We start from the raw sequence: 15,693 nt of genomic DNA on the forward strand, positions 1-15,693 counted from the left end.
ATTTTATTTATCTAATTTATGGCGTTTGTCAATCTCAATAATTTCTTTTGTCCACAAAACCTCCTTATCAAAAAGATATTTACGATACGGGCAATTGGTTTTTGTACAAATTTTGCAGGAAATAAATTCACAGCAATCATCAACGTGAACAAACATTTCAAAACTGTTGCCAAAGTTATCAATAATTATCTTTTTAAGCGCATCTAATTCTTTATGAGCTTCCCTTACATTAAAATACCAGGGCAAGGTTAAATGACAGTCCAGATGTAAGCTGCTTCCGTATTTTATAAACCGTACATTATGAATGTCAATCCAATTCGGATTTCTGTTCTTATTTAAAGTTTCAACTAATTGAACGATCAATTCTTCATCGGCTTCATCCATAATTCCCGCATAGGATTTACGAATAATTTTAACCCCGGTAAAAATAATAATCAAAGCAAAAATCAGGGCTATCACGCTATCCATCCAGTATATTTTAAAAAAATACATGACAAAAAGACCCAGTACAAGTCCTAAGGTGGAATACGTATCTGATTTTAAATGCTCTCCTCCCGAAATTAAAGCCAAAGATTTATTTTTTTTACCTTTCTTAATGGCGGCAACTCCCATAATATAGTTCACCAGTCCGGTCACGGTAATTAAAAGAATTCCAAAGTCCAGTTTGCGTATTTCATGAACGTTGAAAATATTAAGTACCGATTCATAAATAATTAGCACACCGGCTACGGTAATAAGACTTCCTTCAATCCCGGCCGAAATAAATTCAATTTTGCCATGTCCGTAAGGATGGTCTCTGTCTTTGGGTTTGGAAGATAGGTAAAGGCTGTATAGTGAAAATAATCCGGCAGCAACATTAATAATACTTTCCAACGTATCGGTTAAAATCGCTATGGAATGGGTAAGCTGCCAGGCAATAACTTTAATAATAAATAAAGCCGTTCCGACAATAACCACAATTTTCTGAAAAAAATAATTTTCTTTTGCAGGGGTATTCATGTATTAGTGTATTACATTTATAATGGCGAATGCCTGGCAGTGCAAAGGTACATCTTTTGTTTCATTAATACTGATATTATTCTTGAAAATTTAAAAGTTGACTTCTGTATAATACAAAATGCCATTGATACAATAGATTTTATTCTATAAAATTAAATTATTTTAGATTTTTAGTATAAAGATTTAGAAAGCCCGGTAATTGAATTTCTGTTAATTCACTATCTTTGCAGGCTCTAATAAAATCAAATGGATTTAAAAGGACATTTTAAAGCAAATATTAAATTAGCATTACCTGTTGTAATTACTCAATTAGGACAAGTTTCCGTGAATTTTATTGATATTTATATTTTAGCAAAGTTAGGAGAAAAAGCCGTAGCCTCATCCTCATTGGCAACCAGTTTGTTTTTCATTTTCTTGGTTTTTTTGTTAGGGTTTTCCTATTCCATGTCGCCTCTTATATCTTCTTCCGTAGCCAATGGAAACACAGACCGAGTGAAAAAAATATTCACTCACGGAATGGTTTTGAATGTATCTTTGGCCTTAGGGGTCATTCTTTTACTTGAGTTGTGCTCTCCTTTGATGTACAAAGCAGGACAAGATGTATCCGTAATTCCCGATGCAATCACTTTCCTCAATATAAGCGCATGGAGTTTATTGCCTTTAATGATTTTTCAATCTTACAGACAATTTTCTGAAGGTATTTCCATGACTAGTTTAGTTACCATCGCAACCATTATATCTAATATTGTAAATGCTATCTTGAATTTCGGATTAATTTATGGTTATTGGGGATTGCCGGAAATGGGATTGAAAGGTTCTGCAACAGCAACCTTAATAGCGCGTACTTTAATGATGTGTATTATTATTGTGGTTTTATATACCAACAAAAAATCATTATTTTATTTAAAAGGGGTTAAATGGAAAAATTTTCAAACGGCCTATTTTCGTAAACTTATTTCCATAGGGTTGCCTTCTTCATTACAGTCTTTATTTGAAATAAGTTCGTTTGCTCTTGCTGCATTTATTGCAGGAATGCACAGCTATTTAGATACTTCCGCCCATTCGGTAACATCCAATTTGGCCTCTATAACCTTTCAAGTATGTACCGGTTTTGGTGTGGCAGCAACCGTTAGAGTAGCAGGATATTATGGAGTAAAGAATATGGCGGATCTAAAAAAAGCAGGGATGGCAAATATATATTTGGTTGTCGGGTTTATGACGATATGCGGTATACTTTTTATTATTTATAAAGATCAACTTCCGTTAATATTTTTTGATAAAAGTAAAACCGAAGTTATTGCTATTGCATCACGATTAGTGATTTTAACGGCCTTATTCCAAATTTTTGACGGTATACAAGTGGTAAGCTTAGGCTGTTTACGAGCCATGAGAGATGTGAAAATTCCGACACTTATTTGTTTTATAGCGTATATTATCTTAGCTATTCCCATAGGATACTATTTATGCATCCAACAAAAATTGGGAGCTGTGGGAACCTGGATCGGTTTGTGTATCGGGTTAGGATTTGCTGCCGTGATGTTGTTATGGCGTTTTCATATTCTTACAAAAGATAAAAAGAAATTTAACCATTGATTTTACTTTATTTAGAAAATAGTTCTAAATTACTTTCTATTAAAAGGGAAGAGGCTTTACCTGCATTAAAATCGCAAGTACTGGAAATTTTTTCTAAAATAAATTCGATTGAAAATGCTGTTTTGGGTTTGTTTGTTGATGCTTCAATGGAGATTAGAATTCAATCGTACAACAAATATATTTGGAAAGTTGAGGTCATGGATTTGCTTAATTATAAAATGTTTTTGTATTATTATTCAACCCAAAGGGTGCAACAACTAATTCAAGATATTTTTAAAGTATAATTGCGTATTCCAATTTCGTTAGTCTTCGACTAATACCTTATCTAAAAATTCAAATTCGAGATGTGGAAGAAGTTTTTTTATTAATTCCAAAAGGTTATAAATATCAATCCGTATTTCTTCTTCTTCCTTTGAACCTTGATTTTCCAAAGAAAACAAATGCGTTTGACAACTATTTAGCATTGAAAGAATAGTAAACCCTAAATGTTTATAACTTCCGATACCTGCATATTCACTGTGTTTAGCGTGATCTTTTTTTAATTCATTGATTAAATCTTGTATATGTATATAAGGCTTGTGTTTCATATTTTAATTATATTTATACAAGCAAAGTAACGACACCTAGATAAGATAAATAATTATAAAATGTTAATTCGCACAACAACCGAAGAATATCTTATTTAATTCGTATAATTTTATAATTTTGTAAACAGATAAAACGAAACAAACCATGAATGCTGATATTAGCTCTAAAAAAGTACATCACGGAAGAAATATAAAGAGATTGCGCGAAATGTTAGGCGTTAAACAAGATGCTTTAGCCGTTGAATTACATATAACGCAAGCAGGAGTATCTAAATTGGAAGCCAAAGAAGAAATTGAAAAAGAAACTCTTGAAAAAATCGCTCAAATTCTTAAAATTCCCGTAGAGGCGATTGAAAATTTCAATGATGAAGGCGCATTGAATTTTATTGCAAATACATTTCACAGTCAAGATTTAAGTGATAATTCTATAGGTCATCAATTTACATTTAACTTTAATCCGATTGATAAAATCGTAGAACTTTATACCGAAAAAGAAGATCTTTACAAAGAAAAGCAAGAGCTCTATGAACGCATGATTCAAGAAAAAAATGAGTTGATTGAGAGATTATTGAATAAATAGTTTGTTTTAGGCTGCTAAAATAATTAAGATATTGGTTTATTATTAATCCATTCATTAATAAAAAAAACATATAATATATATTGACTGGATAAGCAATATTTGTTTCTTATAATAAGTTAATGAATTTTTTTAATTATTAATTTTTACAAAATTTATTCTGAAAGTTATTGTTAAACAGAATATTATATATTTGTTAAATTATTTAAAACAATAAGTAATTATCAATTTTTCCAACTGTATAACAAAAAAATTACTTAATAATAATATTGGATTTTCGATACGTTTTTTATTCAATTTTTCTTTTATATAATATATATTCAAATGCCTGTTGCCATCTTTTATATAATTTATATTTAGATTTTTTGGAGAAATAATTTTGATAAATAATAAATAATATAATGAAACAAAAAAATAAAGCTAGAAAGACTATATTTATAATTTCTAACTTTTGAAAAGATGAATATTGAAAAGTACTTAAAAAAGCTAAAAGTAACGATAATATAATTGAACAAGAACCTATAAAATTAGAATAGTTAATTTTAGGCTCTTCTTTTGTTTCATACTTAACAGTGGTAAGAAAATATTTTATATTTTGTGTAGACACATTTTTAAACTTCTTATAAAGCACATCAAACCACCTTTGTTTTAAAACACTATCATCCCAATTTATTTCTGTCATAGCAGTTATATTAATTTTCATGATTTTTACAGGTTTATATTTTGAAGTCTTTTTCTTCGATTCAATAAAATCTGAATGTTTTTTGTTGTAAATATAGTTGAATATAAAAATATAAAGTTTAGATATTAATGATGTTACAACTAAATTATATTTCTTAAGATTTAAAAGTGTTAAACAGATATTTATGCATAATATAATTATTAATAATGATACTATAAACAATATAACAAATTTTATTTGCTCATATAATATTTTCTTTCCTAAAATTATTTTTTGAATTGAATTTTCATTCATTATTTTTTTTAGTTCATTTAACATATTTAAATATTTTTATTATAGATTTAGTAGCTTATAGTTTTAATAAATAAAAAAATAAATTAATTATATAGTATAATAACGTATTTATATAAAAATAATTGTTTTTAACTATGAAAATGGTAATAAAATTTTAAATATTATGAAGATATATTCAATTTAGGTTATTAAAAAATGGAAATATAAGAAAACAAAATCTAATGAAATTTCAACCAATAAAGAGAACAAAATAATATTAAAATTTTTAAGATGTTGGAAGTTTACAGCATTAAAATGGTTGAAAATTTTTTTCATTATACTTTAAAATGGGATAACCGTCGTTAATCAATTATATTTCCATTTTTCCTGAATAAGAATGATATTTCTATTTTCTTCAATATAAATATATATTCTAAAATTATATTTTACATAATTTATAAGTTTTTTATTATAAATATATCAATTTAAATATTTATTTTATATAAATATATTATATGGGATTAAATAATAGTATTTATATGTAATTTGATTTTTATCTATTTTAAATTTATAACTTTTAACTATGTTTTTTAATAAATAAGTAAATAATAAATAAAATTAGCTTATAAAATATTTCCTTATACTATGTAAATTTTAAAATGTATAAATAAATGTTAATTATATATTTTAATCAATAATTAATTAAAAAAAATACATAAAAATTGTGTAATAATTTAGAAATTTAAAGATTAATTTTTTTATCTTTGAATATAACTTTCTATTACATTATTTACTATCCATGACAGATTCAGCTAAAGGATCTATTTCTGGTTATCTTTATCAATTTGAGAGAGCTTTTTATCTTCTTTGCAATCTTGAAGAGGATGAAAGTTATATTTCAATTGAAAAAATAGATGATGTTGCTGTTCATTCAGATGAGGAACTTATATTAATTGTTGAGCAGGATAAAAATAGTATAGCAGATAGCGGAACAACTTTTGAAGATACCAGTAAAGATCTATGGAGAACAATTGAGTTATGGATCCAAAAAATTAAAACAAAAGTACTTAATAAATCAACAAAATTTCAATGTTCTACAAACAAAAAAATTCCTGATGATGCTTTAGTAAAATTTATGTTTCAAAATAAAAATTCTTTTGATTTGGTTAAAGATAAAATTCAAAATTTAAGAGAATTTCAAAAAAATAAATTAGATAAGTACAAAAAAAAAGACTCTAAAAGAGGAAAATATGTTAAAAATATTTTAACATTAATTGATTTTGCTATTAAAAATGAAACCGAATTAAAAATAATAGTTTCTAACTTATTTGTTTATGATAATACAAATTTGAAAAAAAAGATTATTTCCAAATTAAGAATTAGTTCTTATAGTGAATTACAACAGGAAACTATATATAATAATTTATATGGCTGGATATTAAATACTTGTATGTATAAATGGAATAATAATCAAGATGCTGAAATTAACAAAAAGGATTTTGATTATCAATACACCCTAAATTTAAATTATCCCTCTATTATTAATGCTATATTTAGAGCTAAAAGAGATATTAATATTGATAATGCAGATTTTGAATCAAAAAAAGATGAAATTTTCGTTAAACAAATTAATATTCTGAAAACAAATGATAAGTTTAAAAAATTCTTTGTAAGAAATGCAATAGAAGACTTTCTTAGATACGAAATTGAGCATACTTACTTAATTGATAAAGGAAATTTAACCAAAGAGGATTTTATGGATTTTTTAAACGTTTGTAAAGAAAAATGGAAAGAATATTTTTATAGACTAATAAATAAAGAATTAGATAATTATACTGATGAAAAAATGAATGAATTAGGTATAGATGTTTTTACCTATATAATTAATATACTACAAGTTAATTTTAAAAATGATATTAGTTTTAATACTGATAATATATATATTAAAAATGGAACTTTTTTGAAATTATCTAATATTCCAGAAATTGGATGGCATCCAAATTGGGAGAATCTATTTAATAAAAATAATGAATAATTTTAGAACTGAATTTAATTTATATGATATACTTCAAAACATAGCTATAGGAGCATTAGCTTGCCATAGCTTTGTAAAAGGTTATACACTGGTCGCAAAAAATAAAAAGAACAAAAGCTCTTTCCCTAAACTGGAATATCTTTTTTATGTACTCCCTATTGTATATAATAGAAGAAATATGGGAGTTTTAAAATCTTCAAATGAATTGGTTAATGCAATTATTAAAGATAAAAGTATAATATTGGGGTTACAAGATAGGGCTAATAAAATGTCTCCTCAAACATTTGATGCTCTCAACCTCGCTTTTAATAAAAAATTATTAGGAATAAATAAAAATAATGAAATTACAATTTCGGAAGAAAACTTAAAACAAGAAATAATAATTCAAACCTCTTTAAATAGAGAAAATGTTATCAAAAATATTCAAGATACAGCCCGTAAACTTGGAAATATGTTTGCAAAAACTGACGAAAAAAATATTCAATTAGAATTAAATATAAGATTTTAATGCAGTTATATATTAAAAATATTATACTTTATCCTAAGAATAGAGATCTTAAACCAAGAATTTTATCTTTCAAAGAAGATAAAATCAATATTATTACAGGAACCAGTCATAAAGGAAAATCTGCAATAATTAGCATTATAGATTATTGTTTAGGAAGTGGAGATTGTAATATCCCAATAGGCTTGATTAGAGATACTACTGAGGTTTTTGCTCTTTATGTAAAAATCAATGATGAATATTATTTCATAGGTAGAGAAAATTATGAGGAACATAAATCAAAAATGTATTTTTACAAAGAAACCTCAGATAAAAATATTGATTTGAGAAGTAATACTTGGTTATCAAATAAAAAAGATTACTATATAAATTTAGTATATTTTAAGTCTTTTATCAATAATACAGCTGGATTCAAAAATATTGAAACTGAAAATAATGAAAATAATAATTCTTTTAACGCCTCCGCTGGTTTTAGGGATACTGCTGCTTTTCAATTTCAAACTCAAAATATAATTGCCAACCCAACAACAATGTTTTACAAAACTGATTCTTGGGAACATTTGCAAAAGTTAAAAACTATATTTCCTTTAATTTTAGGGTATAAATCTTACGAAATAATTGATTTAGAAAAGAAAATCATTGAACAAGAAAAAGATAAAAATAATAAGTTAATAAAATTTGAACAAATCAAAAGTCAATATGAAAATTGGCAATCTGATGTTTATAATTATTATACTGAAGCAATTACTATTGGTCTAACTAAATCAGATATAAGCATAGAATCATCAAATGTTGATCTTATCAAGAATGAGCTTTCAAATATAATTTCCAATGTTAAATCTGGCTATTTATACAAAGATGGTACAGCTAACAGATTTTCTGAAAAATTAAATAATTTAAATAATCAAAGAAATCAAATTATCAGAGATTTAGATGATTTAAGATTTCAATACAATAAAGTTATTGAAATTGACAATTCAAGGGAGCTTTATATTAATGATGTTGTATTGGAGAAAGAAATAAGATTGAAACCTATAGAATGGTTTTTAAATAAAAAAGGAAATAGCAATTGCCCTTTTTGTGGTTCTAATTCGAATAAGGCAATTGATGAGCTATTACGTTTAAATCAAGAAAGAAAGAAGAATTTAGAAGTTCTTGCAAAATCAAAATCCAATGAATTAAGTTTTGATAAGGAGAGAAAAGTATTGAAAGAGAGCATAAAAGCTAAAGAAACCCAAATAACTGAAATTGACAAAAATCTTAAAATTTTACTTTTTAAAGAAAATCAAAACAAAAACTCTATTCAAAGAGTATATGAATTTATTGGTAAAATTGAACATGTAATTGAAAATCTTGCTAAGATATCTCCATCTAATGAACTTGAAGGAGAAATTAATTTGTTAAAGCAAGCTATCGTCGAAGATAAAGTTGTTCTTAATAAACTTAAAAGGAAGTTTGACAAAGAAAATTCCTTGAATAAACTTAACAAAACAATTTCCAATTATATAAAACTATTACCTATTGAAAATAATGATAATATAAGAGTATTTTTTGACCCTTCTGAAAGTTTGGGTATTAAGATTGAAGATATTAAATCAAAAAATAAATATTTTTTATCCAGGATAGGAAGCGGAGCAAATTATATGGGATATCATATTGCTACTATTTTTGGATTACACGAATATTTTTATAAACTCGAAAAAACAGGTAAAATAAACTTTATTCCCAGTTTTTTAGTTTTAGACCAACCTAGTCAAGTATATTATCCAAAAGAGTTTACAGAACAATCCAAAGATCTTGAACATACTAAAAAGATTTTCACTACATCTCTTGAGTTTATGAAAAAAACTGATTTTAAAATTCAATTAATAATTCTTGAACATGTTCCTGAATCATTATGGAATGAAACTAATTGTGATAAATTCAATTTAGTTGAAAAATGGGATGAAGACTGTGATGCATTAATTCCATATGAATGGGAATCAAATTATAATAATATTTAATTTTTATTTAATTGAAAAAAATTATAAACATTTTTCAATATAATAATTAATATTAAAATATTTTTACTAAAATTTAAAAAATTAAATAAATCTAAAAGAAGTATATAAAATTTTTATTTTAAATAATAAATTCATAAACAAAAAAAGAGAATCAATATTCTTGATTCTCTTTTAAACTTGGTAGCGGGAACAGGACTCGAACCTGTGGCCTTCGGGTTATGAGCCCGACGAGCTACCTACTGCTCCATCCCGCGATGTTTGTGAGTGCAAATATACAACAAATTTGTTACAATGCAAGTTTTATTTAAAAATTTTCAGGTAAAAAGTGAATTTTTTACAATTAAATAGAATTTATCTTGATAAATATAGATAGTCCGCATCAAAAATAGCTGAGTTAAAAGTAACTCTATCAACCCTTTATATATATAAGAATTGAAAACGTCAGATAACTTATTATTTAAAAAAGATTTAGTAGAAAAGATTGATAAATTTATAATTACGTTTAGTTATTAACCAATAATGAACGATGGAGGCATTTAATTTTTAAGACTTTACAATTAAAATCAAAACGTTTGTAAATAAATTAAACAAGAATATAAATTTAAAATCTCTCGATTTTATATTTTATAAATAAAAAAAAGAAACAGAATTTGTTCTACAAGGACTTTTGCAAAGCCTCAAACTCATCCCATCGATCTGTTGCAGCCAGTTCAGCCAGTTGCGGCCAATGGTTTGGATTGTGTATACGATAAGAAGCTCCTTCATAAAGCTCAAGAATATTTTTCAATGAATCTACAGATTGTTGAGAAAGTTGTTCCCAAGTATAAATGCCGCTTTCATTTAAAAAGAATTCAATACGTTCACCAATACCTTCAATAATTTTTAAATCGTCTTTTTTAATGGGCGTATTTTCTTTATTTTCTTCATCAACAATACCGTTTTCAGAAGCAGAGAGGGGAGAGGTGTTTTCAAGCGTCTCTATGGGTCTTCTTCTGATTTTTCCACCGGTATATAAAACCTTCATGGTTTCAATTTTATCAATATGTGTGGCAATTTCGTTTTTTAATTGCTCATTTTCTTTTTCAATATCCGTAAAATATTTTTCCTCTTTTTTACCAAACAATAAACCTATAAAATAAAAAAGAAAAGCTGTGATCAATAAAGGTACGAATACCACAGAAACAGCTTTAAAAAAAGCCTTAGTATTCGGGTCATTGCTGCTTAAATTTAATTTGCTTAAATCCAGATTTTCAATCCATATATACCAATAACTTGCCCCTAAAATCCATATTATTCCTGTAATAAGAAAAACCCAAAATAATATCTTTTTATTCATGTAAAGGTAATTTAATGTTAAAATTTTGTGATAAAGATAAGGAAATCCATTCAAATATAGATAAATATCTATTTCAAAGATGAGTACCTCTCTTTATCCTGCGAATTTCGTTAGTAATTTTTTAAATTCTTCCGGTCTGTCTAATTTTATATTAATAGGAAGATAAAAAAGAATATCTTGCAGTTGTTGAAAATGTTTTAACCGCATAAAGTCTTTTTCAGTAGTTAAAATGACTGCTTTACCATCTAATTTTTGATAAGCTTTTTCAATTTCAACTATATCCGCTTCCGAAAAATTATGATGATCTTTAAATTGTAAATGAGTAACCGATGAAAATTTACTTTCCGCAAATTCCAATATATCCTGATATTTAGCTATTCCTGTTACTAATAGGATCTGATAAGAAAGCAGATCATCAATAGGTAAAGTTAAAGTAGAAGAGATCACCTGTTTTTCGTATATAATGGTTGAAAAAAACAATGATTGATAGGGTTGTAATTTTAATCTTCTTTCAATGGTCTTTTTATTTTCTTCATCTAAATTTTCGGGACATTTGGTAACAACAACTATTTGTGCCCTTCTAGCACCGTATCTGCCTTCACGTAAACGACCAACAGGTAAAATATGATCTTCATAATAGGGATGACTGTAATCTGTTAAAAGAATATTCAATCCCGCCTTTACATACCGATGTTGAAAAGCATCATCTAAAATAAAAAGATCAGGATTAAAATCCTTGATTAAATTGTCGATTCCATGGGCTCTTTTTTCGTCTACTCCTACAATTATTTTGTTTTTAAAACGTAAAAAAAATTGCATAGGTTCATCACCAATATCTTCATAACTGGTGGTATAATTTGCAAAGTGGAAACCTTTGGATTTCCTGCCATAGCCTCGGCTCAAAACGCCTATAAGATGAGTATCTTTTAACAATCCGATTAAATATATAACGAAAGGTGATTTACCCGTTCCTCCAACGCTTAAATTTCCTACCGTGATAATCGGTTTTTTATAACTTTTTGAATGTAAAAGTCCCCAATCAAAAAATTTATTTCTAATATAAGTAACCAGCCAATACAGACCGGCAAAGGGATAAAGGAATATCTTCATATTTTAATAAGGAAGCAAAAATATAAATTTATAAGATGATATTTACTTCTCGTTCTAATTGAATATTAAAAATTTTATTAACATCTTCAATTATAGAGTTTGATAGTGATAAAATTTCTTCTCCGTTGGCATTATGCAGATTAACTAACACCAACGGTTGTTTTTCGTGTACACCCACGTTTCCGATTTTTTGGCCTTTCCAACCGGCTTTTTCAATTAACCAAGCAGCAGGAATCTTAACCCAAGTATCGGAAATGGTATAAAAAGTTATATTCGGGTAATTTTCTTGAATTTTAGTTAATTGATCGATCGTTATAATCGGATTTTTAAAAAAGCTTCCTGCATTTCCCAAAAGTGCGGGATCAGGAAGTTTACGTTTACGGGTAGCTATAATTTGATTTCTTACGTCCAGCAAAGAGGGTTCAGAAATATTATATTTTATAAGTTCTTCTTTTATATCTCCATATGAGAGTTTAAGTTTATGTTTTTTAGTGGTTAATCGAAAAGTAACTTCAATAATGACATATTTATTTTTTCCTTCATTCTTAAAAAAAGATTCTCTATATCCGAATTTACAATCTTCAGAAGAAAAAATCTCTATTTCACGGGATTTAAGATTAAGAGCTTTCAATTGATAAAAACAATCTTTCATTTCAACTCCATAAGCTCCGATATTCTGTATAGGAGAGGTTCCAACATTTCCGGGAATAAAAGATAAATTTTCCAATCCTCCGTAATTTTTAGCTACACAATAGCTCACAAAAGAATCCCAATTTTCTCCAGCCATAGCAGATACGAATACATGATTCTCATCGTTACCCGGCCTTTCTTGAATTCCCTTTAATTTAATTTGTATAACTAATCCGTGAAAAGCTTTTGTAAATAAAATATTGCTTCCTCCCCCTATAAATAATACAGGTAAATTTTGATTTTCAGAAAAATTTAAAGCCTCGTTAAGCTCTTCGAGTGTAGATATTTCCGTAAAAAAATTACAAAGCGCAGGTACTTGAAAAGTCGTAAATTTTTTGATATCCTTATTCTCCTGAACTATCATTGAAGTGAATTATATTTTTCTAAACCTTTTTTGATAATTTTTATGGATTGGGCAATGTCATCTTTATTGATTACATAAGCAAGTCTAACCTGTTTTTTGCCATGTTCATGGTTGGAGTAAAAACCTTGTGCAGGGGTAAGCATAACCGTACCGTTTTCATACTCAAAGTCTTTTAACATCCATAAACAAAAATCCTCAGCATTATCAACCGGCAATTCTACAGTGCAATAAAAAGATCCTTTGGGATTGGGACAAATTACCCCCGGGATTTCATTAAGTAATTTTACCAATAAGTCCCGTCTTTCCGAATATTCTTTTCTTACGTTTTCAATGTACGACAGAGGTTGTTTATGTGCGGCATTGGCAATAATCTGTCCAATTAAAGATGGACTCAAACGAGCTTGGGCGAATTTTAAGGCTATTTCCAAAAATTTTGTATTTCTGGTAACTAAAAAACCGCAACGGATTCCACAAAGGCTGTAACGTTTGGATTCGGAATCTACAACAATCACATTATCTTTAAGTTCAGGAAAATCTAATACGGAATGGAACGTTAATCCATCGTATACATATTCTCTGTATACCTCATCGGATATAAGAAATATATCGTGTTTAATAGCTATATCTGCCAATTTTTGCAATTCTTCTCTTGAATAAAGGTAACCTGTGGGATTACTTGGATTGGTAATGAGAATTGCACGGGTTTTGGGTGTAATAACTTCTTCGAATTTTTCAATATCGGGTAATGAAAATCCGTTGTCAATAGTTGAAACAATGGGAACTATAGTAACACCAATAGATTCTGCAAAACTATAATAATTTGCATAAAACGGCTCAGGAACGATAATTTCATCTCCATGATCGCATAAGCAACTTAAAGAAAATGAAAGAGCTTCAGACCCCCCGTTGGTAATAATAAAATTGTCTCTGGTTAAGTCATTGAATCCTAACGAGTGATAATAATCTTTTAGGGTTTCTCTATAATCAAATTTTCCTTCAGAAGGAGTATACGCATAAATATCAATATCAATATTTTTTAAAACATCAATGGAAGTTTGCGGGGATTTGATATCCGGCTGTCCGATATTCAAATGGTATACATGCAACCCTTTTTCCTTTGCTTTAACTGCATAAGGAGCTAGTTTCCTAATAGGAGACTCAGGCATATTTAAACCTCGTGAAGAGAACTTTGGCATAATTTTTTATGTTGTTTTGGAAATTACAAATTTATTGAGTAAATTTGTTTAAGGCAACAAAATTAAAAATAAGTTTTAAATTTTTAATTATTATAGTTTAAGCATATTGTATAAACAGTAAATTTATTTAAATGATAAGCTAAATAATTGATAATCTTAGTTGTTTTTTCTTGTCTTAAGTAAAGTGCGAAAATTCTAAAAAAACATTATAATAATATTTAATAGTAATTAGTATGGGAAATAAAAATGCTCAAAATGTTTTAACCGGTATGGTATTAGGAGCTGTTGCCGGATTTCTTGCCGGTGTGTTAATTGCTCCTGATAAAGGTAAAAACACCCGTAAAAAAATAAAAAGAAAAGCAGAAGATTTAGGGGAAAGTCTTAAGGATTCTTATCATAAATATAAAGATGAATTGAAGGAGGGGTATGATAAGTACAAAAAAGAGTTTAACAGAAAAAAAGATGAGACAATTGATCATCTCGCGGAGGAATACGATGAGTTGACCAAAAAATAATTACTGAAAATTTAAAAGAGTCTGTTTTAATGACTCTTTTTTAATTTTATCACTATATTTTAATAACTTATGTTAGGTTTTGTAAAAAAATATATCAATAATAGAATTGAACTTCTTAAATTGGAATTGACTGAGACTATTTCCGGTTTGTTGAGCATAGTAATTTTCATCATTATTGTTTTCAGCTTAGGAATGATGTTCTTATTTTTAGCCAGTATTGCTCTGGGAGTAATGCTTGGAACTCATTTTAATAATATGGGATTAGGCATTTTAATTATTTCTTGTATCTATCTCATCATTTTTATGATTCTTCTTTCCAATTATTCGAAAATCAAAAAATTTATTGAGAGGAAAATTATTGAATTACATTTAAATGTAAAAGAAAATGAACTTAATGACAAAAACTAACGGAAGATATACGTACGAAGATTTTTTATTACGTAAACGTGTATTAAAAGATGAGATTTCTGATATGGAGAATAAACTATCCCTAAGTCATTTACCTGAAACCTTAGGTTTAGTTAATGATAATGTAGGAAACAAAGCATTAAACTTTGCTTCTAATTCAAATCTCTTAAAGATGCTAATTAATTTTGGAATAGGTTTCGGAACTGAAAAGGTAATTTCAAGGTTTGTAAATAAGAAATCCTTATCAGGGAAATTGATCATGTTAGCTTCTTCTTATGTTGTTCCTATGGTCATTTCTAAAGGTAGGAATATTTTATCAACTATACGTAACAGAAATGAAGTTAAAGCTCTGAGGAATATTAATGAAGATGACGAAATTTAAAAAGTAGTATTTTTTTAGATACATGTTAAATCCATTACAAAATAAATAAAAAGGCTGTTATCATAACAGCCTTTAATTTTTTTAAACTTAATTAATTTAGTTTATCTAGTTAACTGCAGAGGATAATTCTGCACCTGCTTTAAATTTAGCAACTTTCTTAGCAGGAATTTTAATTTTAGCTTTTGTCTGAGGATTAATTCCTTCTCTTGCACTTCTTTTAGAAACAGAAAAAGTTCCAAAACCTACAAGAGTAACTTTGTCTCCTTTTTTTAATGCTTTGGTTACATTATTCAAAAATGAATCTAAAGCTTTTTTTGCTGCTGCTTTAGTAATATCAGCATCAGCTGCAATTGCATCAATTAATTCTGATTTGTTCATGATGATTTAATTTTAATAAGGTTATTTATCTTAATTTAACAAAGGTAATATTTTGTTTGA

General features: G+C 27.3%; 17 protein-coding genes and 1 tRNA gene. 9 read left to right on the forward strand and 9 right to left on the reverse strand.

Features of this window, described 5'->3' with window-relative positions:
* Positions 1-3 precede the first annotated feature (3 nt).
* Complete coding sequence (locus J3U20_RS00340; RefSeq protein WP_160543147.1) at positions 4-999, reverse strand: cation diffusion facilitator family transporter; 996 nt, start codon at positions 997-999, stop codon at positions 4-6.
* Between the two features lie 246 nt (positions 1,000-1,245).
* On the opposite strand from J3U20_RS00340, the gene J3U20_RS00345 reads away from it, so the two are divergent.
* Positions 1,246-2,592 carry an MATE family efflux transporter gene (locus J3U20_RS00345; protein ID WP_160543146.1) on the forward strand — a complete coding sequence of 449 codons (1,347 nt, stop codon included), beginning with the start codon at positions 1,246-1,248 and terminating at the stop codon, positions 2,590-2,592.
* The gene (locus tag J3U20_RS00350; RefSeq protein WP_160543145.1) at positions 2,589-2,876 is read left to right on the forward strand and encodes a hypothetical protein; all 288 of its coding nucleotides are present in this window, start codon (positions 2,589-2,591) and stop codon (positions 2,874-2,876) included. Before J3U20_RS00345 ends, J3U20_RS00350 begins: the two co-directional genes overlap by 4 nt.
* An 18-nt stretch (positions 2,877-2,894) precedes the next feature.
* Here the strand turns inward: J3U20_RS00350 and J3U20_RS00355 are convergent, their stop codons facing one another.
* On the reverse strand, positions 2,895-3,179 hold the full coding sequence (locus J3U20_RS00355) for a hypothetical protein (RefSeq protein WP_160543144.1): 285 nt from the start codon (positions 3,177-3,179) through the stop codon (positions 2,895-2,897).
* 145 nt (positions 3,180-3,324) lie between these two features.
* Between J3U20_RS00355 and J3U20_RS00360 the strand changes: the two genes are divergently transcribed.
* Positions 3,325-3,759 carry a helix-turn-helix domain-containing protein gene (locus J3U20_RS00360; RefSeq protein ID WP_160543143.1) on the forward strand — a complete coding sequence of 145 codons (435 nt, stop codon included), beginning with the start codon at positions 3,325-3,327 and terminating at the stop codon, positions 3,757-3,759.
* A gap of 286 nt (positions 3,760-4,045) precedes the next feature.
* Here the strand turns inward: J3U20_RS00360 and J3U20_RS00365 are convergent, their stop codons facing one another.
* The gene (locus tag J3U20_RS00365) at positions 4,046-4,459 is read right to left on the reverse strand and encodes a hypothetical protein (RefSeq protein ID WP_160543142.1); all 414 of its coding nucleotides are present in this window, start codon (positions 4,457-4,459) and stop codon (positions 4,046-4,048) included.
* A gap of 1,051 nt (positions 4,460-5,510) precedes the next feature.
* Here J3U20_RS00365 and J3U20_RS00370 point away from each other — a divergent pair.
* Genes J3U20_RS00370 through J3U20_RS00380 form a run of 3 tightly spaced genes read left to right on the forward strand, consistent with a single transcriptional unit; the run spans position 5,511 to position 9,254 of the window.
* Positions 5,511-6,746, forward strand: coding sequence for an ABC-three component system protein (locus tag J3U20_RS00370; protein WP_160543141.1), 1,236 nt, complete (start codon positions 5,511-5,513; stop codon positions 6,744-6,746).
* Positions 6,739-7,254 carry a three component ABC system middle component gene (locus tag J3U20_RS00375; RefSeq protein ID WP_160543140.1) on the forward strand — a complete coding sequence of 172 codons (516 nt, stop codon included), beginning with the start codon at positions 6,739-6,741 and terminating at the stop codon, positions 7,252-7,254. The genes J3U20_RS00370 and J3U20_RS00375 overlap by 8 nt, the downstream gene beginning before the upstream one ends.
* Entirely contained in the window at positions 7,254-9,254 is a 2,001-nt protein-coding gene (locus J3U20_RS00380) for a DUF3732 domain-containing protein (protein ID WP_160543139.1), read from the forward strand. The genes J3U20_RS00375 and J3U20_RS00380 overlap by 1 nt, the downstream gene beginning before the upstream one ends.
* Positions 9,255-9,432: 178 nt before the next feature.
* On the opposite strand, the gene J3U20_RS00385 is transcribed toward J3U20_RS00380, so the two are convergent.
* The 5 genes from J3U20_RS00385 to J3U20_RS00405 all read right to left on the reverse strand — a co-directional run bounded on the left by J3U20_RS00385 (position 9,433) and on the right by J3U20_RS00405 (position 13,950).
* A tRNA-Met gene (locus tag J3U20_RS00385) sits at positions 9,433-9,508 on the reverse strand.
* Positions 9,509-9,909: 401 nt separating this feature from the next.
* Positions 9,910-10,590 (reverse strand): hypothetical protein, encoded by a 681-nt coding sequence (locus J3U20_RS00390; protein WP_160543138.1) that lies wholly within the window; start codon positions 10,588-10,590, stop codon positions 9,910-9,912.
* A 93-nt stretch (positions 10,591-10,683) separates the two neighbouring features.
* Complete coding sequence (lpxK, locus tag J3U20_RS00395) at positions 10,684-11,700, reverse strand: tetraacyldisaccharide 4'-kinase (protein ID WP_160543137.1); 1,017 nt, start codon at positions 11,698-11,700, stop codon at positions 10,684-10,686.
* A 28-nt stretch (positions 11,701-11,728) separates the two neighbouring features.
* Positions 11,729-12,754: a UDP-N-acetylmuramate dehydrogenase gene (gene murB, locus J3U20_RS00400; protein ID WP_160543136.1), complete on the reverse strand. Its 1,026-nt coding sequence runs from the start codon at positions 12,752-12,754 to the stop codon at positions 11,729-11,731.
* Positions 12,751-13,950 carry a pyridoxal phosphate-dependent aminotransferase gene (locus tag J3U20_RS00405; protein ID WP_160543135.1) on the reverse strand — a complete coding sequence of 400 codons (1,200 nt, stop codon included), beginning with the start codon at positions 13,948-13,950 and terminating at the stop codon, positions 12,751-12,753. Before J3U20_RS00405 ends, murB begins: the two co-directional genes overlap by 4 nt.
* Positions 13,951-14,183: 233 nt before the next feature.
* Between J3U20_RS00405 and J3U20_RS00410 the strand changes: the two genes are divergently transcribed.
* The 3 genes from J3U20_RS00410 to J3U20_RS00420 all read left to right on the forward strand — a co-directional run bounded on the left by J3U20_RS00410 (position 14,184) and on the right by J3U20_RS00420 (position 15,255).
* Positions 14,184-14,465 (forward strand): YtxH domain-containing protein, encoded by a 282-nt coding sequence (locus J3U20_RS00410; protein ID WP_160543134.1) that lies wholly within the window; start codon positions 14,184-14,186, stop codon positions 14,463-14,465.
* Between the two features lie 69 nt (positions 14,466-14,534).
* Positions 14,535-14,873 (forward strand): phage holin family protein, encoded by a 339-nt coding sequence (locus tag J3U20_RS00415; RefSeq protein ID WP_160543133.1) that lies wholly within the window; start codon positions 14,535-14,537, stop codon positions 14,871-14,873.
* Positions 14,860-15,255 (forward strand): hypothetical protein, encoded by a 396-nt coding sequence (locus tag J3U20_RS00420; RefSeq protein ID WP_160543132.1) that lies wholly within the window; start codon positions 14,860-14,862, stop codon positions 15,253-15,255. Before J3U20_RS00415 ends, J3U20_RS00420 begins: the two co-directional genes overlap by 14 nt.
* Positions 15,256-15,360: 105 nt before the next feature.
* On the opposite strand, the gene J3U20_RS00425 is transcribed toward J3U20_RS00420, so the two are convergent.
* A complete protein-coding gene (locus J3U20_RS00425) occupies positions 15,361-15,633 on the reverse strand; it encodes an HU family DNA-binding protein (RefSeq protein WP_160543131.1) in 273 nt (90 codons plus the stop codon).
* Positions 15,634-15,693: the final 60 nt, after the last annotated feature.

The organism is Apibacter sp. B3919, assembly GCF_026537405.1.
Lineage (GTDB): Bacteria > Bacteroidota > Bacteroidia > Flavobacteriales > Weeksellaceae > Apibacter.

Coding starts and splice junctions, on each gene's coding strand:
- J3U20_RS00340 (WP_160543147.1), bottom strand. CDS start 999: ATGAATACCCCTGCAAAAGAAAATTATTTTTTTCAGAAAATTGTGGTT.
- J3U20_RS00345 (WP_160543146.1), top strand. CDS start 1,246: ATGGATTTAAAAGGACATTTTAAAGCAAATATTAAATTAGCATTACCT.
- J3U20_RS00355 (WP_160543144.1), bottom strand. CDS start 3,179: ATGAAACACAAGCCTTATATACATATACAAGATTTAATCAATGAATTA.
- J3U20_RS00360 (WP_160543143.1), top strand. CDS start 3,325: ATGAATGCTGATATTAGCTCTAAAAAAGTACATCACGGAAGAAATATA.
- J3U20_RS00365 (WP_160543142.1), bottom strand. CDS start 4,459: ATGAAAATTAATATAACTGCTATGACAGAAATAAATTGGGATGATAGT.
- J3U20_RS00370 (WP_160543141.1), top strand. CDS start 5,511: ATGACAGATTCAGCTAAAGGATCTATTTCTGGTTATCTTTATCAATTT.
- J3U20_RS00375 (WP_160543140.1), top strand. CDS start 6,739: ATGAATAATTTTAGAACTGAATTTAATTTATATGATATACTTCAAAAC.
- J3U20_RS00380 (WP_160543139.1), top strand. CDS start 7,254: ATGCAGTTATATATTAAAAATATTATACTTTATCCTAAGAATAGAGAT.
- J3U20_RS00390 (WP_160543138.1), bottom strand. CDS start 10,590: ATGAATAAAAAGATATTATTTTGGGTTTTTCTTATTACAGGAATAATA.
- lpxK (WP_160543137.1), bottom strand. CDS start 11,700: ATGAAGATATTCCTTTATCCCTTTGCCGGTCTGTATTGGCTGGTTACT.
- murB (WP_160543136.1), bottom strand. CDS start 12,754: ATGATAGTTCAGGAGAATAAGGATATCAAAAAATTTACGACTTTTCAA.
- J3U20_RS00405 (WP_160543135.1), bottom strand. CDS start 13,950: ATGCCAAAGTTCTCTTCACGAGGTTTAAATATGCCTGAGTCTCCTATT.
- J3U20_RS00410 (WP_160543134.1), top strand. CDS start 14,184: ATGGGAAATAAAAATGCTCAAAATGTTTTAACCGGTATGGTATTAGGA.
- J3U20_RS00415 (WP_160543133.1), top strand. CDS start 14,535: ATGTTAGGTTTTGTAAAAAAATATATCAATAATAGAATTGAACTTCTT.
- J3U20_RS00420 (WP_160543132.1), top strand. CDS start 14,860: ATGACAAAAACTAACGGAAGATATACGTACGAAGATTTTTTATTACGT.
- J3U20_RS00425 (WP_160543131.1), bottom strand. CDS start 15,633: ATGAACAAATCAGAATTAATTGATGCAATTGCAGCTGATGCTGATATT.